16 protein-coding genes are annotated in these 21,114 nt (G+C 62.0%); 10 read left to right on the top strand and 6 right to left on the bottom strand.

The genetic code is table 11. From position 1 onward, the window contains the following. Positions 1-171: 171 nt before the first annotated feature. Positions 172-954 (bottom strand): SDR family NAD(P)-dependent oxidoreductase, encoded by a 783-nt coding sequence (locus ACV229_RS30480; protein WP_448086803.1) that lies wholly within the window; start codon positions 952-954, stop codon positions 172-174. A gap of 890 nt (positions 955-1,844) precedes the next feature. Between ACV229_RS30480 and ACV229_RS30475 the strand changes: the two genes are divergently transcribed. From ACV229_RS30475 to ACV229_RS30445, 7 genes are all read left to right on the top strand, one after another. Then, positions 1,845-3,926, top strand: a complete 2,082-nt coding sequence (locus tag ACV229_RS30475) for a hydantoinase/oxoprolinase family protein (RefSeq protein ID WP_448086802.1) — start codon at positions 1,845-1,847, stop codon at positions 3,924-3,926. An 18-nt stretch (positions 3,927-3,944) separates the two neighbouring features. Beyond that, positions 3,945-5,666, top strand: a complete 1,722-nt coding sequence (locus ACV229_RS30470; protein WP_448086801.1) for a hydantoinase B/oxoprolinase family protein — start codon at positions 3,945-3,947, stop codon at positions 5,664-5,666. Between the two features lie 11 nt (positions 5,667-5,677). Then, a complete protein-coding gene (locus ACV229_RS30465) occupies positions 5,678-6,526 on the top strand; it encodes a sugar phosphate isomerase/epimerase family protein (protein ID WP_448086800.1) in 849 nt (282 codons plus the stop codon). After that, positions 6,526-6,999, top strand: a complete 474-nt coding sequence (locus ACV229_RS30460) for a RidA family protein (RefSeq protein WP_448086799.1) — start codon at positions 6,526-6,528, stop codon at positions 6,997-6,999. The genes ACV229_RS30465 and ACV229_RS30460 overlap by 1 nt, the downstream gene beginning before the upstream one ends. Positions 7,000-7,122: 123 nt before the next feature. Then, entirely contained in the window at positions 7,123-8,532 is a 1,410-nt protein-coding gene (locus ACV229_RS30455; protein ID WP_448086798.1) for a glycerate kinase type-2 family protein, read from the top strand. Between the two features lies 1 nt (position 8,533). After that, complete coding sequence (gene eno, locus ACV229_RS30450) at positions 8,534-9,808, top strand: phosphopyruvate hydratase (RefSeq protein WP_448086797.1); 1,275 nt, start codon at positions 8,534-8,536, stop codon at positions 9,806-9,808. A 62-nt stretch (positions 9,809-9,870) separates the two neighbouring features. Then, positions 9,871-10,992 (top strand): tyramine oxidase subunit B, encoded by a 1,122-nt coding sequence (locus ACV229_RS30445; RefSeq protein WP_448086796.1) that lies wholly within the window; start codon positions 9,871-9,873, stop codon positions 10,990-10,992. Positions 10,993-11,155: 163 nt separating this feature from the next. On the opposite strand, the gene ACV229_RS30440 is transcribed toward ACV229_RS30445, so the two are convergent. Next, a complete protein-coding gene (locus ACV229_RS30440) occupies positions 11,156-12,061 on the bottom strand; it encodes a hypothetical protein (protein ID WP_448086795.1) in 906 nt (301 codons plus the stop codon). Positions 12,062-12,176: 115 nt separating this feature from the next. On the opposite strand from ACV229_RS30440, the gene gcvA reads away from it, so the two are divergent. After that, positions 12,177-13,085 carry a transcriptional regulator GcvA gene (gene gcvA / locus ACV229_RS30435; protein ID WP_448086794.1) on the top strand — a complete coding sequence of 303 codons (909 nt, stop codon included), beginning with the start codon at positions 12,177-12,179 and terminating at the stop codon, positions 13,083-13,085. A 15-nt stretch (positions 13,086-13,100) separates the two neighbouring features. On the opposite strand, the gene ACV229_RS30430 is transcribed toward gcvA, so the two are convergent. After that, positions 13,101-14,057, bottom strand: coding sequence for a LysR substrate-binding domain-containing protein (locus ACV229_RS30430; RefSeq protein WP_448086793.1), 957 nt, complete (start codon positions 14,055-14,057; stop codon positions 13,101-13,103). Between the two features lie 100 nt (positions 14,058-14,157). Between ACV229_RS30430 and ACV229_RS30425 the strand changes: the two genes are divergently transcribed. Continuing rightward, positions 14,158-15,579: an aldehyde dehydrogenase family protein gene (locus tag ACV229_RS30425; RefSeq protein WP_448086792.1), complete on the top strand. Its 1,422-nt coding sequence runs from the start codon at positions 14,158-14,160 to the stop codon at positions 15,577-15,579. 29 nt (positions 15,580-15,608) lie between these two features. Here ACV229_RS30425 and ACV229_RS30420 read toward each other — a convergent pair whose 3' ends face one another. Further along, positions 15,609-17,543, bottom strand: a complete 1,935-nt coding sequence (locus tag ACV229_RS30420) for an SMP-30/gluconolactonase/LRE family protein (protein ID WP_448086791.1) — start codon at positions 17,541-17,543, stop codon at positions 15,609-15,611. 165 nt (positions 17,544-17,708) lie between these two features. Next, entirely contained in the window at positions 17,709-17,963 is a 255-nt protein-coding gene (locus tag ACV229_RS30415; RefSeq protein ID WP_448086790.1) for a hypothetical protein, read from the bottom strand. 165 nt (positions 17,964-18,128) lie between these two features. Between ACV229_RS30415 and cysS the strand changes: the two genes are divergently transcribed. After that, a complete protein-coding gene (gene cysS, locus ACV229_RS30410) occupies positions 18,129-19,535 on the top strand; it encodes a cysteine--tRNA ligase (RefSeq protein WP_448086789.1) in 1,407 nt (468 codons plus the stop codon). 84 nt (positions 19,536-19,619) lie between these two features. On the opposite strand, the gene ACV229_RS30405 is transcribed toward cysS, so the two are convergent. After that, positions 19,620-20,885, bottom strand: coding sequence for a leucine-rich repeat domain-containing protein (locus ACV229_RS30405; RefSeq protein ID WP_448086788.1), 1,266 nt, complete (start codon positions 20,883-20,885; stop codon positions 19,620-19,622). Positions 20,886-21,114: the final 229 nt, after the last annotated feature.

Raw genomic sequence — 21,114 nt, 5'->3', positions numbered from 1 at the left:
CCACCGACGCTGCCGGCAACGACGAGTCGGTTCCTGGGGGAGTCGATCAATCCATGCGAACACGAGACAGCTGCCATCGCACTCGCATATCAACGAAAAACGGTCGACTCACGACAGGTCGCAATGGCCGGGTTCCAGCAGATTTCCTCCCGAGGATTCCCAACCATCGTGTCAGGGCTGCGACGCATATGCCGAATAAGCAGTTGTGACAAGCCAGCCGCAATCGACCGGAAGGGTGACCCCGGTAATCGCGGACGCCTCTTCGGAACATAGAAAGAAGATAGCGGCAGCGACCTCTGCGGGACTGACGAAGCGCCCGAGGGCCGACTTCTGGATGACAGCGTCGGGATCACGTTCCCCTGACTCGATCCGGGCCTGCATCGCGGGAGTCAGCGTATAACCCGGAGCCACCGCGTTGATCCGGATTCCCTTGGGCCCCCACTCCGCAGCCATGACTTCCGTAAGCATCTTGAGGCCCGCTTTCCCGACCGCGTAGCCAATTTGGGCAGAAGGCCTGAACGTCGTCAAGGAACACAGATTGATGATCACCCCCTTTCCGTTTTCGCACATGGATTCGCCGAATGCACGCGAAGCCAGGAGGGTGCCTCGGACATTGATGTTCATCAGACGATCAAACTCGGCCATATCCATTTCGAGCAGACGTACCGCGTTCTGAAGAACGCCGCCCGAATTCACCAATGCGTCGGGCACACCGTGAGTCCTGAGAACCGCACCCGCGAACTCGTCGATCGATTTATCGCTCGCAAGATCCACCGGATAAAACACGACGTCGCGTCCGGCCTCACGCAATTCGTTGGCAACCTGTTGCCCCCGCTCCGCATTACGGTCGCCAATGACGACCCTTGAGCCTGCCTCCGCGAAGCGGCGGGCCGTGGCCTCGCCGATACCGCTTGCCCCGCCAGTCACAACAACCAGATTCGAATGGGTGCTCATGTATGAACCTCAGTAAGTGGCTGAGAGCGTCGACACGTGGCAAGTCGGGATGCGTACCTGCACAACCATCCGGACCAACAGGCCGACTTCTCGCCTGGACACTTTGCATAATCACAGTCGATCATGTGTCGACAATGATCGGATTCCGGGCACTGGATGTCAAGGAATCCCGGCCGAAACGCACGTCGTCTGCCGGCATGGTTAACCACTACCGATCCTCTGAGACCCTTTAAGCACGGTGGTTTTCGGCTGGCCCATCTCATATTTCAATTTTTGGCAGCTTGACATTGTCGGCATTTAGTCGACAATGCATCCACAGTGTTGTGTGACGGGTGGAGGTCGGTCGTGGCGGTTCTTAATTGGATGCTGGGTTCGACTACCGCTGCACTTTGTGCCGGCAGCCGGATGAATGCTCAGGCAAGCGCGCACCTCTGGCGACAAGGCGGGGCGAAGCGCGTGGTTCTGCGTCACACCGAGGCAATCGCAGCACCGGATGTGAACAGCGTGATCCAGAGGGGTCGGAACCTGTGGAGATTCGCCGCTCCTTGCCGTCGATTCGCCACCAAGGACTTCAGCGGGAGGACCACGATGGTACGTAGATGCTGGAAACGCCTTGTGGCCGGTTTGCTATCCGTCCACGGAACGGCTGTGACTTACACCCGGCCAGCCTGGCATTACGAGCGCGAGGCACTTTACGACCGAGCCGACCCGAAGACCCGCGATGCGTTCACGTCCATCGACGGCATCGACAAGGGCGAGACAGAGAAAGCGACGCAATAACCGCACACCGCAACCCAAGACGCTCGTACCGGCATTCACTTTTACATTTCGGACTCCCGAGCGAATTATTCAACGCACGCATTCTGAGCAATTACTGGACGGACGAAACTATGGCAAGCGCACGCATCGGCGTAGACATTGGCGGAACTTTTACCGACCTCGTACTTCTCGACGACAAAGGTCGGGTTACCTTCACGAAGGTTTCATCGACCCCCGCGGCTCCCGAAGAGGCTGTTCTGACGGGTGTCGAACGCATCCTGAAGCAGGCCGGCCTCAAGACGGACGACGTCACGGAAGTCCTCCACGGCACCACGGTCGGCTCGAACACCATGCTTCAGAAGGTCGGCGCGAAGTGCGGCCTGATTACCACGAAGGGGTTTCGCGACGTTCTCGAGATCGGGCGCGTTCGCACACCCACGATGTTCGATTTGACGTGGGACAAACCTGTTCCGCTGGTGGAGCGCCGCTACCGACTCGAGGTCGACGAGCGCACGCTGGCGTCCGGGGAAGTGCATCGTCCGACGCCTGTCGATGAAGTGCTGAAAGCCGGTGAGTTCTTCAGAAACGAAGGGGTCGAGTCCGTCGCGATCTGCTTCATCAACTCGTACAAGAATCGGGAAAACGAGGCGGCTGCCCTCGCCGCATTCCAGGCGCACTTTCCCGAGATCAGCGTCACGGCATCGATCTCGGTGCTGCCCGAACTTCGCGAGTACGAGCGCACGTCGACGACAGTCGTCAATGCCTATGTTCTGCCTGCGCTGCGCACCTATCTTCAGCGCCTCGAGAGCGGCCTCGAGCGTATCGGCGTAAGCGCACCACTGCTGGTGAGCAATTCGAACGGTGGCCTGTCCAGCGCACGCGTCGCGCAGGATACGCCCGTGTTCTTTATCTCGTCCGGCCGGTCCGCCGGTGTGGTCGGGGCCGGACGCCTCGGCGAAGCACGTCACGATACCGATCTCGTCGTATTCGACATGGGTGGCACGACCGCGTCGGCGTCGCTCATCCATGATGGCCAGCTCGCGCGGACCAACGAATATGAGTTTCGCGCAGGCATCTCGACACCGAGCCGCTTCATCAAGGCCGGCGGTTACATGATGCGCGTTCCCACGATCGACGTCGCCGAGGTTGGCAGCGGTGCGGGCTCGATCGCCTGGATCGATGCGGGCGGTCTCCTGAATGTGGGTCCGATTTCGGCCGGTGCCTATCCGGGCCCTGTCTGCTACGGCATCGGCGGCGAACGCCCGACCGTGACCGACGCCAACGCCATCCTTGGGTTCCTGCCGCAAAAGCTCGCCGGGGGAACGATGGAACTCAACCTCGCCGCTGCTCGCGATGCCGTCGACCGGATCCTCGCCAAGCCGCTCGGCATCTCGATCGAGGAAGCAGCCGTCGGCATCCGGGAAGTCGTCAACGTGAACATGGCGCGCACCATCAAGGCAGTTACGGTGGAGCGTGGTGTAGACCCGCGCGATTTCACGCTGATGGCCTTCGGCGGCTCGGGTCCCGTTCACGCCTGTGACCTCGCCCGCACCCTCGAGATGAAGCGCGTCGTGTTCCCCGCTGCGCCAGGTGTGTTCACTGCGATGGGCATGCTCGCAGGCGCCGTGGAGCGCTACTTCCTGCGCCCGTCCCTTCACCTTCTCGATACGCTCGATCTGGATGCGCTGGCACTGTGCATCTCGGAGATGCGGGTAGACGCCGCCAAGGCGCTCGCGGACGAAGGCTATACCGCCGATCGCATTCAATACGTGTTCGAACTGGATATGCGCTTCCGCGGCCAGGATTATGAAATCCCGGTGCCAATCCCGGGAACACTCGACGAAACCGCGCGGGAACAACTGCGCAAAGGCTTCCGCGACGCCTACACGGCAATGTACGGATATGCGTCGAACGATGCGATCGAATGCGCGAATGTGCGGCTCCTCGCCCGCGGAATCGCGACCAAAACGCTTGATTTCCGCGACATCCGGAGCACAGCAAACTCAACCTCGGAGCACACGCGCGCCAGCCGCCGCGTCTATTTCAACCGCGAATCCGGATGGGTGGATACGCCGATCGTCCCGCGCGCCCTGCTGGACAAGGAAATCGTCGGCCCGGTCATTCTCGAAAGCTCGGATACGACGATCGTCATTCCGCCTGGCTGGCGCGTCGGCACCGACACGGTGGGCAGTGTAATCGCATCGCTCGACTGAATCTCAAAGGAGTAGAACATGACACAACGTAAGGTCGACCCCATCACTTTTGCTGTCGTCAAGAATGCACTGGATACGATCGTCGACGACATGGCATTTGCCGTGATGCGTACCGCACGGTCACCGATCATCCGCGACGTCCTCGACTATTCCGTGACGATGTGCGATGCAGCCGGCCGGATTCTCGCGCAGGCCAAGACGGTCGCGCTGCACCTCGGCGCGGTGCCGGACGCCGTCGATGTGGTCATCAAGAAGTTTGCGCACAATGTCCAGCCCGGCGACGTGATCATTTTCAATGATCCGTACGAAGGCGGCATGCACCTTCCGGACATTTTCATGTTCAAGCCGATCTTCTTTGAAGACAGGCTTCAAGGCTTCTCCGTCGTCATCGCGCACCATTGCGACGTGGGCGGTCGCGTTCCGGGTTCCAACGCTGCCGACTCCACCGAAATCTTCCAGGAAGGGCTGCGCATTCCGCCCACGAAGCTGTATACGCGGGGCGAAGTGAACGAGACGCTGGTCAGCATCATCAAGAAGAATGTTCGTCTGCCCGACCTGGTGATGGGCGACCTGGACGCGCAGCTGGCCACGTGCAACATCGGCGAGCGCGAAATCGTGAAGATGATCCAGCGTTACGGCGAAGACGACCTCCGCCAGTATTTCGACGAATTGCTGGACTACGGCGAACGTCTGACCCGGCAGGCGATCACGGCGTGGCCGGACGGTGTCTACGAATTCACGGACTACATCGACAACGACGGCTTTACCCAAGACGCGATCCCGATCAAGTGCGCGATCACCGTGAAAGGATCGAGCGTGTCGGTGGACTTTGCAGGTTCGTCGCCGCAGGTGCGAGGCGCTATCAACTCGACGCTGTCTTTCGTGAAATCGGCGACCTATCTCGCTATCCGCTGCGCACTCGAAGCGGATGTGCCGAACAATGCCGGCGTCTATCGATGCATCGATATCACGGCACCCGAAGGGTCGATTCTGAATCCGCGACTGCCCGCGCCCGTCGCCGCCCGGGCGCTGACCGGCTACCGCGTAGTCGACTGCGTGTTCGGCGCGCTGTCGCAAATCGCACCGACCAAGGTCATGGCCGCCGGTGAAGGCGGAAACACCGTCATCGCGCTCAGCGGATACGACAAGCAGGCCAGCGAGCCGTTCATCCTGGTGGACATGATCAACGGCGCCTGGGGCGGACGCTTCAACAAGGACGGTATCGAAGGCGTGACGAATCCGTCTCAGAACATGTCGAACATGCCGATCGAAACGCTGGAAGCCCGCTATCCGATCGTCATGGAAGCGTACGGTTTCGCCGACGATTCGGGCGGCGCAGGCGAGTATCGCGGCGGACTCGGCCTCGTCCGGGAATACCGGATTCTGGCCGAAGAAGTCGTCGCCCAGATCCGCTCCGATCGCAGCGACCACGCGCCCTATGGCCTCTTTGGCGGGAGCACGGGCGCCACGTCGAAGAACTTCCTTCGAACGGAAGGAAAGACGGAACCGCTGCCGAGCAAATTTACGATGACGCTCCATCGCGGCGCGACGATCCGTCACGAACAGGCCGGCGGCGGTGGCTACGGCGACCCGACGAAGCGTTCGCTCGATCTGATCGAGGCTGATCTTGCAAACGGAAAGATCACGCGCGAGTACGCGCAGCAGTTTCACAAGGTTGCGTTCAAGGGCGAGAAACTCGATCGTGACGCGTCCGCGAAATTGCGCGGCGCCCTGGTTTGACGAGGTCCGAGATGAGTTTTGATCTTTCGCGATTTGCAATCAACCAGATCACGACGCCAAAGTGGTCGATGCCTGAGGCGCTGGAAGGATACAAACGCCAGGGCGTGAGCGGCATCGCTGTCTGGCGTCACTTCCTGGAAGATTACGGCGTCGCACAGACACGCAAGCATCTTCGGGATCTGGAAATGTGGGTGCCGTCGCTGTGTACGAGCGAATGGTTCAACGTCTCGGTGGCCAGCAGCATGTCCGGCGCAATCGATACCAACCGGCGATTGCTCGATGCAGCGGCTGAAATCGGCGCCGGCTGCCTGATGATGGTGGTCGGCGGGATGCCTCCGGACAGCAAGGACATCGCAGGCCAGCGCGCGCGGGTGCGCGATGCGCTCCTCGAACTTGCCCCCCATGCGCGGAAAGTCGGCGTCAAGCTGGGCCTCGAGCCGCTTCATCCGATGTACGCAGGTGACCGCAGCGTCCTCAACTCGATCAAGGTGGCAAACGACCTCTGCGATGAGCTCGGTGACGCCGCGGGACTAGTGCCCGACGTCTACCACTGCTGGTGGGATCCGATGTTCGAAGCAGAAGTCCGGCGTGCCGGCCCCGACCGGATCCTCACGTTTCACTACTGCGACTGGCTGGTGCCGACGCGAAATCTTCGCGATCGCGGCATGGTCGGCGATGGTGTGGTCGACATTCCGCGCATCAAGGGATGGCTTGACGAAATCGGCTATACGGGGCCGTTCGAACTCGAGATCTTCTCCGAGCTCGACTGGTGGGAGCGGCCACCTGAGGAAACGACGCGCGTCGCAATCGAGCGATGCGGTCCATACGTGCAGCAAATCCCTTCGCTTGGAGGTCAATGATGGGTGCAAGTCTCGAACAGCGGTTGCGCAATCTCGGCATCGAACTTTCCACTCCCGTCACCCCGGGGGCCAATTTTGCCGCGACCAAGCGGGTGGGTAATCTGCTTTATGTGTCCGGCCAGGTTCCGGTGTCCGGCGGCGTTGACCAATACGTCGGCAAGCTTGGTGCAGATCTTTCCCTCGAAGAGGGGCAGGCAGCCGCCCGAATCTGTGCGATCAATATCCTGACGCAGGTCAATCGGGCGGTCGGCGGTGATTTTGATCAGGTTGTCGGCTGCGTCAGGCTGGGCGGGTTCGTCAATGCTGCCGCGGATTTCAAGGACCACCCCAAGGTCGTGAACGGTGCATCGGATCTGATCATCGCCATCCTCGGCGAAGCCGGGCGCCATACGCGCGCCGCAGTCGGATGCAACTCCCTTCCTCGCGGCGTAGCCGTGGAGGTCGACGCGATTTTCGAACTGGCTACCCAGTAATGTCCGCGAAGAGGCGCTGTTGCTCGACAGTTCCTCTCCGACGCCGGCCCCCCGCGAAAGGCTGCCGACAGACACTGACCATCGAAAGTTCTTTTCTTACCGGAACACAACGAGTGTCCTAGCATGAAAAAGATTCGGAATACAGATCAAATACTCTCGCAAGGCGATGCGATATCCAGGCGAATCGTGCTCGAGATTGCCGACCGGACACTCGAGAAGCTGGACAGCTATCAGCGGATCCGGAGCATCATGCGCATGGAGGGCAGCGTGCTGCATATCGGCACACGCTCGTGGGATCTCGCGCGAAAGCGCAACGTTTATCTGATCGGCGCGGGCAAGGCCTGCAATCATATGGCGATGGCAGTGGATCATGTTTTGGGTGACCGCCTGACTCAAGGGATCGCCATCGTCAAGATCAGCGAAGAAACGGACCGATTCAACAAGACCGACGTATTCGTCGGCGGGCATCCGCTGCCGAACGCAGAAGGTCATCGCGCATCGAAGAAGATCATCGAGCTCGTCGATCAGGCTGGCCCCGACGACCTGTTCATTGCGGTGATCAGCGGCGGCAGCTCGGCATTGATGTCCTGTCCGATCGACGGCATCACCCTGCAGGATGAGATCGACACCACGGACGTGCTGCTGAAATCCGGCGCAGGCATTTACGAAATCAATGCGGTGCGTCGTCATATCTCGGCCCTCAACGGCGGAATGCTGGCGAAGCGCATCCAGGCTGTCGGCGCCGAGCTGATCGGTTTCGGCATCAGCGACGCGGTGGGCTCGCCTGCCACGGGCGATATCGCCGTGCCGTATGCGGCCTACAAGAGCACGCCGATCGGCCCCGACATGACGACGCTGGACGATGCGCGCGACACGATCATCAATCGCAATGTCGCGGATCGCCTGCCCAGGAGCGTCGTCGACTATCTGATGAGCGCAGGCCCGGAAGCGGAAACGCCCAAGGCATTCCCCGACAACACCTATTTCCTGCTCAACACGCTGCCGGATTCCTGCATTTACGCGAAGGAAATCTGTGAAGAGATGGGTATTCCGGCGATGATCGTGTCGTCCTTCCTCGAGGGCGAAAGCCGTGACGCCGGGACCTTCTTCGCCTCGGTCGCGCGCGAGATCCAGACATACGGCAACCCGATCAAGCCACCCTGCGTGCTGCTCAGCTCCGGCGAGGTCACGACGCTGATCGGCGACAACAGCGTGATCAAGGGTCATGGCGGCCCGGGCCAGGAAATGACCGTGAGCTTTGCGATCACGGCGGCCAAGACCAACGGGGCCTGCCTGCTGTCGATCGATAGCGAAGGCACCGATGGCACGGCGAAGGTCGCCGGCGGGATCACCGACTCCACCAGCTTCGACGCTGCGGCCAAAAAAGGAATCAGCCTGTATCAGGCACTGCGCGAGCACAGTTGCTTCGAGGCGCTCGACGCAGTGGGTTCTACCGTCTTTACCGGTAATACAGGCACCAACCTGTGCGACCTGAACATTCTTTATGTTCCGGAACTGAATGGGGGTGCCTGACATGGAAGACAGAATCGCATCCGTCCGGGCGCAGCAGATCATCGATTGCAAATGCCGTCCCGCTGTCGAAGTCGAGATCCGCACCGAAGGTGGCGCGATCGGTCGGGGCGCAGCGCCGACCGGCACCTCGGTGGGCATGCACGAGTCGTACGTGCTGCGGGATGGCGACCCTTCAACCTACAAAGGGCTCAGCGTTCATAAGGCAGTCGACCTCGCAACGAATGTCATTGGCCCGGCGCTGATCGGCATGAACGTGTTTGACCAGCGCGCCATCGACGAAAAGATGATCGCCCTCGACGGCACGCCCGACAAAAGGCGACTCGGCGGCAATACGATCTACTCGGTATCGATTGCGGCTTTCCGAGCAGCGGCGGACGCACGCTCCGTCCCGCTCTACAACCACATCGCAGGCCGCGACATCTGGACCGTGCCGGTCCCCTGCTTCAACGTGATCAACGGTGGGCGATACGACGGGTTGACCCAGGCATTCAACGAGTTCCTGATCGTGCCCTACGGCACCGACAGCGTCGATTATTCGATCGAGATGGCGGTGGCGGTATTCCAGAAACTCGCCGATGTGCTGACGGAGTACCTGGGGCACAAGCCGCACACCGCAAGTTCCTACGGCTACGCCGCACCATCGGACGACCCCGAAATTGTCCTGGCGCTGATGCAGAGAGCCATTGACGCATGTGGCTATACGGGCCGGATTGCCTTTGCGCTCGACTGTGCGTCGAGCGAGATGTACGACAAGGAAAGCGGCACCTACCTGCTGAAAGGCAAACGGGTGTCGTCGGACGAACTGATCGCCTATGCCCGATTTCTGACCGAAAGGTTCAACCTCGTCTTTATCGAGGATCTGCTCGATGAGAACGACTGGACTGGCTACAGCAAAGCGGTTCGCGAACTCAAGCGGACCATCGTACTCGGCGACGACCTCACCGTGACCAACCTCGAATTGCTGAGGAAGGCATACGAAACGCGCGCGGTCGACGGCTTCATCCTGAAACCCAATCAGGTCGGCACGATCACCGAGGCAATGGATGCGTATCGATTCGCCACGGCCCACGGGATGATTGCCGTGCCGTCCGGCCGCTCCGGTGGGGTCGTGGACGACGTCGTGATGGATTTTTCCGTTGGCCTCGAAGTTCCATTTCAGAAAAATGGCGCGCCGCGCTCGGGAGAGCGCATTGAAAAGCTGAATTTTCTGATGCGGGCGAATGCGCGTAATCCCGGTTGCCACCTCTACGACATCTCGCAGTTCCTCAGATTCTGACGCGGCGAATCTGTCGGCGATCAGCGCCACTCCCTATCACCTACTTGAAAGAGGTTAGCCAAATGTATCCGAAGATCGACTTTCTCTACCTTTCCGAACCGGACATGATTGCAGCCGGCGTTCTCGATGCCGAGCGTTGCGTTTCCGTTTGCGAGGAGACCTTCAGCCTGCTCGGCAAGGGCGATTACCTGATGGGTGGCGCCAATCACAACAATCACGGGATGAACATCGTCTTTCCGAAGGAGACGAAGTTCCCGAACATGCCCGTAGCGGGCCCGGACCGCCGCTTTGCCGCCATGCCCGGCTATCTGGGCGGACGTTTCGATGTCTGCGGCAACAAGTGGTACGGCTCGAATCACGCCAATGCCGACAAGGGACTGCCGCGCTCGATTCTCACGATGATGCTCAATGACAAGGACACGGGCGCGCCGCTGGCACTCATGTCGGCGAACCTGCTGAGTGCCGCGCGAACCGGCGCGGTGCCTGGCGTCGGTGCAAAGTACCTGGCAAACAAGGATGCGAGAACGGTTTCGGTCATCGGCTGCGGACCGATCAACAAAGCATGCTTCACCGCGATCATGACCCAGCTCGGCGCGGTCGGGAAGGTGATCTGCTTCGACGTCTTCCTGGACAAGGCGAACGAGTTTGCCGGCTGGGTCGAGGAGAAATACGGCATCAGCGCGATCGGCGTCGACGAGGCCGAAAAGGGTTTCCGTGATGCTGACGTGATCACCGTCGCCGCGTCGCGCCTGAAGCCGCTCTACTTCAAGGACGAGTGGATCAAGGAAGGGGCGACCATTCTGGTGTCGGGTCCGTTCAACACCGACGAATCGTTCCTGACCCGTTGCAAGATCGTCTTCGATCACACCCCGCTGCAAGAGGCGTATGTCGAGGACGCGATCGCGTCCGGCAACAAGGAAGCCTACTACAGCGGCGTGATTGGCGGCCCGTTCTACCGATTGATCGATGCCGGCAAATTGCCCTCGCTGGCGGATTCGACCGGCTTGGGCGATGTCGTCAACGGCGTGAAACCCGGCCGGGAGAGCGCCAAAGACCGGGTAATTTTCATTGCCTGCGGCATGTCCGTCTTCGACATCAGCTGGGGTTTCGAAATGTGCAAGAACGCCCAGCAGAAAGGGATTGGCCAATCGCTGAATCTCTGGGACAAACCCAGCGGCTTCTGACTTGCGCCACCTCATGCCGCCCCGGCTCTGCCGGGGCACAAGACTCGCGCTGCATGCCGGCCATCCAGTCACGCCTGGTTTGGCGAATCTGTTTGCCGACGACATTGTTTCGCGGACTTTCGACTGACAAGGTTCAACGTGATGGTCACGTCCTCCTATCGAACTACTCGGTCGGCAAAGCGGCCGGAAGACGCATCCGGTACAACGAAACCGCCTGTATCGCGAGCGTGCAAAGAATTGCGCTGCCGTATGCGGCAAGCATGTTTGTCCGCGTCAACATCATGCTCAGCACATAGAAGAACGACGCAAAGCCCACCAGCCCCGCGACCATGCCGCGTATCAATTGCTGCGCGGTCGCATGTCCGCTCATGCGGTGAGCGAACACCACAAGAATGATCAGCATGAACGGGAACGACGCGAGCACGCCGCTCGCTTCGGGCCCGACATAAGGCGCGATCAGCGTCACGCTGATCACGAGGCCGGCGATCAGCACCATGCGCAACGGCAGATCCCACCAGGAGGGAGCGAGCCTGCCGGTTCTGGTTGTGTTGTTCGAGATGAGATTGAGCGCGAGCGCGACGGCCAGGATGGTGACGATGAACAGGCCGATTTCCGGCAGCGCGCACCATTGCAGAAAGCCGGCCACGACGGAAAACGCAGCACAGGCGCCCGCCAGCGCCACCGGCCATCCACGGGTCGCCAGTCGGCAATAGGCCATGCAGAAGGCGACCTGTGCCGCTGTCGCGATCAGCGATCCCGCCGTGGCGTGCGCTGCAAACGCAGATCCGTGCTCCAGTGCCAGGAACACCGAGATCGGCCCCGACGTGAGCGGCAGGCTCACCAGAAACCCGCCGACCGCCTCACCCCAGCGGCGAGCGGCCATCGTTGCAGCCAACAACAGCAGCGGCGTGACGAGAAGCTTGAAAACAAGAAGATTCATGATCGGCAAATCAATACGAAAAACGGGAACTTTGAAGATCGCACGGGGCGTCACTGCTTCAAACGTCAAGCGCGAGCGCCATTCCGAAGCCAACGAACCTGCCACCGCCAGACGCAATTGAAACGCCATCCATCGCGGCCAACGACGCCGTGCGGCTACGTGCGGATATTGACGACGGCTCACTTGCCTGACAAACCATTTGTCGTCATATAATGCGTGAGCAAAACTCACACATGTCCCGACCGTGTTCGACCGGCTCCCCCCTCTGCAAACGCTGCGCGCCTTCGAAGCAACCGGGCGGCTATTGAGCATGACGCTGGCGGCGGACGAACTGCACGTCACGCACGGCGCGGTGAGCCGGCACATCAAGACGCTCGAAAGCCATCTTGGCATCGCGCTGTTCCAGCGCCTGACCCGGCGGATCGTCCTGACCGAAGCCGGCGCCGAGTTCCTGCTGGCCGTGACCCGCGTGCTCGCCGAGCTGACGAAGGAATCGGAACGCCTGCGTGCGCATGACAACGTTGCGCGCCTGAAGATCAACGCGAGCGTCTCCTTTGCGAACAAGTGGCTCGCGCCGCGACTGCATCGGCTGAAGGCCCTCCACCCCGAACTCGACATCCACCTCGACGTAACCGACACCTATGTCGACCTGAACGACGGAGACGTGGATGTCGCGATACGCTATGGAAGCGGCCGCTACCCGCGCGTGCTCGCCGAGCGGGTTCTGGAAGAGACCGTGACACCGGTCTGCAGTCCTGCCTATCGGGCAAAAATGGGCGGCATGGCGTCCGTGGCAAGCATTGCCGGCTGTACGCTGCTGCACGAGGACCGCATGCTGGCCAACTGGGAGCAATGGCTTGTGCTGGCCGGCGTGGCCGGCGTGCGTAGCGATCGCGGTCCGGCCTACAGTCACGGAAGCATCGCCATCGAGGCAGCGATCCGCGGTGAAGGCGTCGCGCTGGGGCGCAGCGTGATCGTCGCGGACGACATTGCGGCCGGGCGCCTGGTTGCGCCCTTCCCCCAGGTCCGCCTGAAGGCCGAGCGCGGCCACGATCTCGTCTATCGCATCGGCAACCGGGACGACCCGAAGGTGTGCGCGTTGCGGGACTGGCTCGCCGACGAGATCCGGCTGTTTCTCGCTCAGTCCGAGTGATCCCGACCGCGCCCTTCAGCGCCGTGTGCCATGCGCCGACGGCGCACGACGTTTTCTCTTCCCGGCCACGCGTGCGGCATTGGCGTCCGCATATTCGCGGATCGTGTCGATCAATGCGCGCAGCCCGGCGGGCACATGGCGCCGGCCCGGATAGTACAGGCACAACCCGTCCAGCGCCGGCGTCCAGTCTTCAAGCACCCGCACCAGCGTGCCGGCCTCCAGATCCGCATTGACGTTCCATTCGGTCAAGTACGCGAGGCCAAGCCCCGCGCGCGCCGCCGCAAGCATCAGGCCCGCATCGTCCAGCGTCATTGCGCCGTCGCCGTCGATGCGCAACGTCTCGCCGTGTCGCTCGAACTCCCACTGGTAGATGGCCCCGCTCGGCATCCGGCTGCGGATGCATCGGTGCGCGGCGAGATCCGACGGTGTGCGTGGAGGCTTGTTCCGCGCGAAATAGGCCGGACTGCCGACGACCGCAAAGCGCTGCCTGTCGCCGAACGGCACGGCAATCATGTCCTGCGGCACGGATTCCATCAGACGAATGCCCGCGTCGAATCCTTCGAGCACGATATCGATCAGCCGCCCTTCGGTGACGATGTCGAGCTTCATCTCGGGGTAACGCTCCAGAAACGCGATGAAGACCGGCATCACCTGATTCGCCGCGCCCGCCGACGTATTGATGCGCAACGTGCCTGACGGCGTGTCGCGAAAGCTGCCGGCCTGCTCGAATGCGGCCTGAATGGTCGACAGGGCCGGCGCGATGCTGCGCACGAACTGGTCTCCCGCCTCGGAGAGCGACACGCTGCGGGTCGTGCGATTGAACAGCCGTACACCGATGCGCGCTTCGAGCGCAGCCACTGCGTGGCTCAGCGCGGACGTCGACACGCTCAATTCGGTCGCCGCCGCGCGGAAGCTGCGATGCCGCGCAACGGCCAGAACGGCTTCCAGTTCGCCAAGTCCGGAGGTTTTCATTGTCCTATTCTGCTCAACAAGTCATCCACGATTGTACGGCTAGTCAGCGCAATGACGACGGCCTATCTTGCATGAACGACAACGCATTCCTGGACAGACCATGCAGACCATCGACCAGATCTACATCGACGGCGCGTTCGTGACGCCGCACGGCGACGAGCGCTTCGATCTTTTCAACCCGTCGACCGAGCAGGTGATCGGCCGCGTGCGGCTTGCCGACGCCGACGACGCGCGCGCCGCGATCGCGGCGGCCAAACGCGCATTCCCGGCGTTCTCGCGCACGGACAAGCTCGAGCGTGTGGAGATGCTGCGGCGCATGCATGCAGCCGTCGCCGCGAAAGAGGATGAGCTCTTCGAAGCGATCATCGACGAATACGGCGCCCCGGTGTCGCGCGGCCGCTGGATGGCCCGTCACGCGAGCGACGTGCTGCTGGAAGCGGCGAGGACCCTCGAGCAGTATTCGTTCGTCCGCCGCGCCGGATCGGCCGAGGTGGTGATGCAGCCGCTCGGCGTCGCCGGGCTGATCACGCCGTGGAACAGCGATGCGGGCTTCATCTGCGGCAAGCTCGCGGCGGCGCTCGCCGCGGGCTGCACGGCCGTGGTCAAGCCGAGCGAGATGAGCGCGATCCAGACGCGCGTGGTCACCGAGGCACTGCACGAAGCGGGTCTCCCGCCGGGGGTGTTCAATATCGTGACGGGCCGCGGCGACACGGTCGGCGCGGAGATCTGCTCGGACCCCGACGTCGCAAAGCTGTCGTTTACGGGATCGACGGCCGTCGGCAAGACGATCCTGCGCACGGCGGCAGACACGCTCAAGCGCGTGACGCTGGAACTCGGCGGCAAGTCGCCGATGATCGTGCTCGACGACGCGAACTTCGACGAAGCCGTGCCACTCGCGCTCGAGGCCGGCTTCATGAACAGCGGACAGGCATGCATCGCCGGCACGCGCATTCTGGTGCCGCAGGCCAGGCTTGCGGAATTCGAGGCGAAAATCGCCGCCGCGGTTGCGGACTACCGGTCCGGCGACCCGCGTGACCCGCGCACGCGCATCGGCCCGATGGTGAGCGAGCGGCAATGGGAGCGCGTGCAGCGCTATATCCGCATCGGCATCGACGAAGGCGCACGCCTGATTGCCGGTGGCGACGGGCGTCCCGATGGCGTCGACGCGGGCTGGTTCGTGCGTCCGACCGTGTTCAGCGACGTACGCAACGACATGACCATCGCGCGCGACGAGATATTCGGACCGGTGCTGTCGATCATCGCATACCGCGATACCGACGAAGCGATCGCAATCGCCAACGATACGCGCTACGGCCTGCAGGCGTACGTCTGCTCGTCCGATGCCCGGCGTGCCAGCGCGGTGGCGGCGCAGATCGAAGCGGGACGCGTGCTCGTCAACACGCTCGCACATGAACCGGCGGCGCCCTTCGGCGGCTTCAAGCAATCGGGCATCGGCCGCGAATACGGCACGTTCGGGCTCGAGGCGTTCCTCGAACCGAAGGCGCTGCTGGGCACGGCGTGATCGGGTTGCATGCCGGCACGACAGCGCGATCAGGGCGTCCAGCGATAAACGGTGACGCTGGAGCCCTTGACGTTGTTCTTCGTGACCACGTACTCGCCCGTCGATCGTCGATACGCCCTGATGCCGTACATCGAATCGAGCGCGCTGCTGGCGTCCACCGTCGTGCTGCTGGTGTTGACCAGCGTGGTGTCGAGGTTGCCTGTCGCGAGATTGAAGGCGTCGACGTTCGGCTTGGCTTGCCCGCTGCTGCTGTACCAGTAGCCGACGAACAGATGGTTGCCGGCCGCATCGATCGACTTGGCGCCGGAGCTCGTGAGATTGATCACCGGATTCGGCGTGGTGGTGTTGCCCGCGCTCCAGCCGTGATACACCTCGACCCGCGTGCCGATCGCCGTCCAGTCGGTACTCCCGACGATGCCCTGCGCGAGTATCATCGTGTCGCTGTCCGCGAGGTAGATGATGCGCGTCAGCGGCTGGATGCTCTGCGGAATGCGGATCGGAACACCGGGTCCCCACGTCGGCTTGCCGGTTGCGTCGAAACCGGTCAGCGGGTAGTGGTAGATGGAACCGGTCTTGTCCAGACCGGCCCACACGCCTCCGTTGCTGTCGACGCAGAATCCGTTCATGACCCGCTGGGTCGTATTGAACGCCGGCCCCGGAATCGACGCATCCGGAATCGCGATGTAGCCGTTCGCCGCGTTGAAATGGAAGAAGTAGAAGACCGCCGGGTTCTGGCCGGACGCCACGAGGATCCGGTTCGCGCCAACGGCGACAAGTTGCCCGAAATGCTCGTCGCGCTGCGGATCGTTCACGTTGATGCGCGGATCCGACGGGTAGGTGAACGGGTCGACGGTGTTCGCGACGAACGTGCCGCCCGCGCTGCCGGTATAGATGTTGGTGCCACCATAGAACAACGCGCCATCCGTGACCGGGTCCGGCGCGGCGACGCCCTCGAAGTTGAGGGACTGGAGTGTCCACCGCAGGTTGCCGGCACCGTCGTACGCGTGAATGTCGGTGCCGCCGTCGCGGCCGAGGTCCCAGCCGCCGCCCCACGGGTTGTTGAGCACATAGAGGTTGCCGGCGGTGTCCCTGCCGATGCCGGCGATGCGGGTGAAACGCTTTGCGCCGACCTGCCCTTTGATTCCCGTCGTGGTGTCGAGATAGCCGCCCCGAATGCCGAACGTATCGGCCAGCGCCGGCCTGCCCGTGAGCGTGTAGCGCTTGATGTTCATGTCGGGGCCCTCGTCCCCGACCATCAGTTGTCCCGATGACGCATCGAAATAGAGCGCCGACGGCTGCGACCCGCCTGGCATCCGGATCGTGTTCAGCAGCGCGCCGGTCGGACCGAACTCGACGATCGTGCCCGCACGCTTCTGGGCGACCCACACGTTGCCGGCGCCATCCACGGCAAGCGCACCGGGGCTCGACAGGTTGATGTCGCGCTGCCAGACACCGTCGGTGGTGTAGATCCGGACGCGATTGCCATAGAAGTCGCTCGCGTACAGAAGCGAGCCCGCGGTGGCGAGTCCGGTGACGACGTCGACCCGAGGCTGGTCGGTCGACGCAGTGACCTGAATGAGACGATCGCGCATCCGGGTGGTGCGGTTGTATCGCCCCACCGCGCCGCTTCCGTACGACTTGTTGTACTGGAGCGCCGCGAAAATCGAGGTGGCATTGCCGGTGATGGCGCTGCCCTGGAATTCACCGTGTACGCCGATCGAGCCGGCGCTGCGGCCGTTCTGGTAGATGGCGACGCCGCCCTCGTATTCGTCCCACATGGAGGCCGTATAGATCACGCCTTCGGGCGCGACCCACATGGCACGCGCGGTATTGCCCACGTGGGCCGCGAGCGTGCCATAGGTATTCGCCAGCCAGTCGGTGGTGTTATACGCGTGACAGGCCGGTGCAATCGTGGCGATCGCTGCGGCGAGAAGCGCAGCACGAATTTGTTTTTTTTCGACCATGAGTGATGCTCTCCTGAATTTGGCGATCATTCACGTGAATGGTTGGCCAGCCCGATTTATTGAAATCCGTGATCGGTGAAATCTTCCTCGAGACCATTCAGCGCAGTCTGTATGACGTGCAGCGTAACGTCGTCACGTTGCAGCGCGATGATGACCGCTTTAATTTCAGACGAATAGCAGGCAATTCGCGCCGCCGATTTTTTTCGATTTATTTTCCGGGATATTCCGGCGCTTCGTTCGATTCAATGCATTCCTTACGGTCACAAGTACCTTTTCCCGGAATGCATCGCGCGGGTCGCGAGTAATTTTTATCCGTTCGATACCGGCGTCGTGGTTCGAAAGCCCGCGCCGCAAGCAGCCGTTCGACGATGTTGACCTGCGCAGCCCACAGACGTTAGGATCGTCGTCATGCTCGCTCAAACCCGACTCCCCTCTTCGCTGGTCCGTGCATGTTGTCCGAACGTGCCAGGGGGAAGATGCGTCTAGCGATCTAGCTACGCATTCATTCAATTGCCTACTGGCCGCCCGTTGCAAAACCGGCGGCCTTTTTGTTTTGGCCCGACACCTTCGGGACGGAGAAACTCGATGCCGCTTGCGCTGTATGACACCTGGTCGCGTACCGTGCGCCCGTTCACGCCCATCGACGCCGGTCGGGTCGCCCTGTATTGCTGCGGCCCCACCGTCTACGACCACGCGCATATCGGCAATCTGAGAACCTACGTGTTCGAAGACATCCTGCGTCGCGCACTGATGCGCAACGGCTACGACGTCCGGCACGTCGTCAACATCACCGACGTGGGTCATCTGACTTCCGATGCCGACGAAGGCGAAGACAAGATGGAAAAAGGCAGCCGGCGGACCGGCGAGTCGGCGTGGGCCATCGCCCGGCGCTATACCGACGCGTTCGTCGCGGACTGGCGCGCGCTGAACCTGCTGGAGCCGACGGTATGGTGCCGTGCAACCGATCACATCGCCGAACAGATCGCGTTCATCGGCGAACTGGAACGCGGCGGCTATGTGTATCGGACCGATGACGGCATCTATTTCGATACGAGCAGGCAAGACGACTACGGCTTTCTGGCGCGACTCGACCCTGCTGGCCTGCAGGCGGGCAAGCGCGTCGCAGTCGGCTCCAAGCAAAACCCGACGGACTTTGCGTTATGGAAGTTCAGTCCGGCGGACGTCAAGCGGCAGATGGAATGGGACAGCCCGTGGGGACGCGGCTTCCCGGGCTGGCATATCGAGTGCTCGGCCATGTCGGCGAAATACCTCGGCGTCTGGTTCGACATCCACTGCGGCGGCGAAGACCACATTGCCGTGCACCACAGCAACGAGATTGCACAGACCCAGGCGGCCCACGGCACGCGGCTCGCGAACTTCTGGATGCATGGACACTTTCTGACGCTCGATGCCGACACGAAGATGTCGAAGTCGAGTGGCGATTTTGTTCGTCTGGAAACGCTGCAGACGCGCAACATCGACCCGCTCGCATACCGTTACCTGTGCCTGACGGCGCATTACCGGAGCAAGCTGCATTTCAGCTGGGCGTCCGTCGAGGCCGCGCAGACAGCGTTGAACCGGCTGCGGCAGCTCTATTCCGGGTGGCCCGAAGGCGGCCGCGTCGATCCGGATTTCGCCGCGCGATTCGACGCCGAAGTGGATGCCGACCTGAACCTGCCCAGGGCGCTGGCCGTGCTTTGGGAACTCGTCAAAAGCGACCTTCCGCCGGCAACCTTGAGAGCGACGGTGGACAGCTTCGATCAAGTACTGGGTCTTGGGTTGCGCGACTGGATGCCGGTTGCATCCGACGTTCCGGACAGCATCCGGGCGTTGCTCGCCGAGCGCGAGCGGGCCAGAGCGGAAAAGGACTGGGCAAAGGCCGATGAGATACGGGAGACGCTGAACGCGCAAGGCTGGCGAGTCGAGGACGGCAAGGAAGGACAACGCGTGGTCGGAATTCAACCGGCTCCGGTTGATGCCAGGAAAGCGTGACCGTAGCGTCAGCGCACGCCTGCGAGACCCGCGACGCGCATTCGTTACGCGCACGGGCAGACCTGTCATCGTTTATCGAGCCATTCACCAAACGACTCGCGTGTTCGGCAAGGCCGCCTTGAGCTCATCGACGTTGCTGGCCAGGGTGCCATAGAGAACGAGCTCTCGCAGTCCGGTCAGGCCTTTCAGTACCTCGACGTTCTGGACCGGCGTATTGGCGAGATAGAGTTCCTGCAAACCGGTCAGCCCCTTTAACGCATCGACGCTCCGAACCCTGGTGCGGAAGAGATTGAGCACCTGGAGGCCCGTCAGGCCACTCAGCGCATCGATGTTTTCGACCCGCGTGTCGGCGAGATTGAGTCTTCTCAGTCCCGTCAGGCCCTTCAGCGCATCGATGTCCGTGACTTGCGTGCGCGCGAGCACGAGCGTTTCGAGCTGGACCAATCCCCGCGTCGCAGCGACGTTCTCGACTTTGGAGCCGTCGAGCACGAGCGTGGTCAGCGCGGGCATTTCCGTCAGCAAATCGATGTTCCGGACTGGCGTGTTTGCCAGATAGAGCGCCTGCAGATCGTGCAGCTTCTTCAACGCATCGATGTTCTCGACTTGGGTCTCGTTAAGGTCGAGCGTCTTCAGGGTGGTGAGCCGGCCGAGTGGCGCGATGTCGCGGACATTCCTGGCACCGCCCAGTTTGAGTGTTTCCAGGTGAGGCAGTTTCCCGAGCGCGTCGAGGTCGCGAACCTGCGTGTCCCGAAGGTCGAGTTGCCGCAGGTCGGTCAGGTCCTTCAACGCATCGAGATTGGAGACCCGGGTCTCCCAGAGATTGAGCGATTGCAGGCCGGTCAATCCTTTTAGCGCAACGATGTTCTCGACTTTGGTGCGATGGAGTACAAGATTCTTGAGGGAGCGCGCTCCCTTCAGCGCATCGATGTTCCAGACCGGGGTGCCCGTGAGGTCGAGCGATTCCAGGCGATCCAGTCCGTTCAGCGAGTCGATGCTGTCGACCTCGGTGTCTGCCAGATTCAGCTCGAGCCTCAGGCCGAGCTTTCGCAGATGCGGCATCGCGGCCGCGACCTGCGCCGTCGTCGTTTCCGGCTTCGCCCGCAACGCCAGGCATCCTGAATCGGGCGCGGTACCTGATCCACCGCTGTCATTGCAGGTGCCCCTGGTAAATCCCAGGTCGGTCAGCGCCCGTTCATCCGATTTTTCCCGCAAAGGGCCGAAGACCGCCAGCAAGCTCGCGAGCAGAATGCCGATGCCGCCGCCGATGGCCCATGGCCTGGCACGACGCCAAGCCGATGTGCGCAAGCCTTCAGCAGCCGGCTTTGGGTTCGAGGGTGGGGTTTCGGCCACGCCGGTCTCCGCTTGTCCAAGGTTGCCTCCTTTATACACGAACAGCGAGGCCGTCCTGCGATGCAGGCGTCTGCAGGAGCACCGCTCTGCCAGGTTGACGTCGAGGTGGCGCCAAGTCGACGTCCGGCGTGGGTCCGCTGCGGCTGATCGCTTTTGAACACGCCGTCCGACGCGCAGGCTACCCATTAGGGTGGTGCGCGGCCGTCGCGCACCTGTCACTGTGGATCCA

This window comes from Burkholderia sp. MR1-5-21, from assembly GCF_053427715.1.
This window is presented reverse-complemented; position numbering and strand designations above follow the sequence as displayed.

What these genes read in the sequence shown, in the direction of transcription:
- ACV229_RS30480 (WP_448086803.1), bottom strand. Translation starts at nt 954, where the DNA reads ATGAGCACCCATTCGAATCTGGTTGTTGTGACTGGCGGGGCAAGCGGT.
- ACV229_RS30475 (WP_448086802.1), top strand. Translation starts at nt 1,845, where the DNA reads ATGGCAAGCGCACGCATCGGCGTAGACATTGGCGGAACTTTTACCGAC.
- ACV229_RS30470 (WP_448086801.1), top strand. Translation starts at nt 3,945, where the DNA reads ATGACACAACGTAAGGTCGACCCCATCACTTTTGCTGTCGTCAAGAAT.
- ACV229_RS30465 (WP_448086800.1), top strand. Translation starts at nt 5,678, where the DNA reads ATGAGTTTTGATCTTTCGCGATTTGCAATCAACCAGATCACGACGCCA.
- ACV229_RS30460 (WP_448086799.1), top strand. Translation starts at nt 6,526, where the DNA reads ATGGGTGCAAGTCTCGAACAGCGGTTGCGCAATCTCGGCATCGAACTT.
- ACV229_RS30455 (WP_448086798.1), top strand. Translation starts at nt 7,123, where the DNA reads ATGAAAAAGATTCGGAATACAGATCAAATACTCTCGCAAGGCGATGCG.
- eno (WP_448086797.1), top strand. Translation starts at nt 8,534, where the DNA reads ATGGAAGACAGAATCGCATCCGTCCGGGCGCAGCAGATCATCGATTGC.
- ACV229_RS30445 (WP_448086796.1), top strand. Translation starts at nt 9,871, where the DNA reads ATGTATCCGAAGATCGACTTTCTCTACCTTTCCGAACCGGACATGATT.
- ACV229_RS30440 (WP_448086795.1), bottom strand. Translation starts at nt 12,061, where the DNA reads ATGGCGTTTCAATTGCGTCTGGCGGTGGCAGGTTCGTTGGCTTCGGAA.
- ACV229_RS30430 (WP_448086793.1), bottom strand. Translation starts at nt 14,057, where the DNA reads ATGAAAACCTCCGGACTTGGCGAACTGGAAGCCGTTCTGGCCGTTGCG.
- ACV229_RS30425 (WP_448086792.1), top strand. Translation starts at nt 14,158, where the DNA reads ATGCAGACCATCGACCAGATCTACATCGACGGCGCGTTCGTGACGCCG.
- ACV229_RS30420 (WP_448086791.1), bottom strand. Translation starts at nt 17,543, where the DNA reads ATGGTCGAAAAAAAACAAATTCGTGCTGCGCTTCTCGCCGCAGCGATC.
- cysS (WP_448086789.1), top strand. Translation starts at nt 18,129, where the DNA reads ATGCCGCTTGCGCTGTATGACACCTGGTCGCGTACCGTGCGCCCGTTC.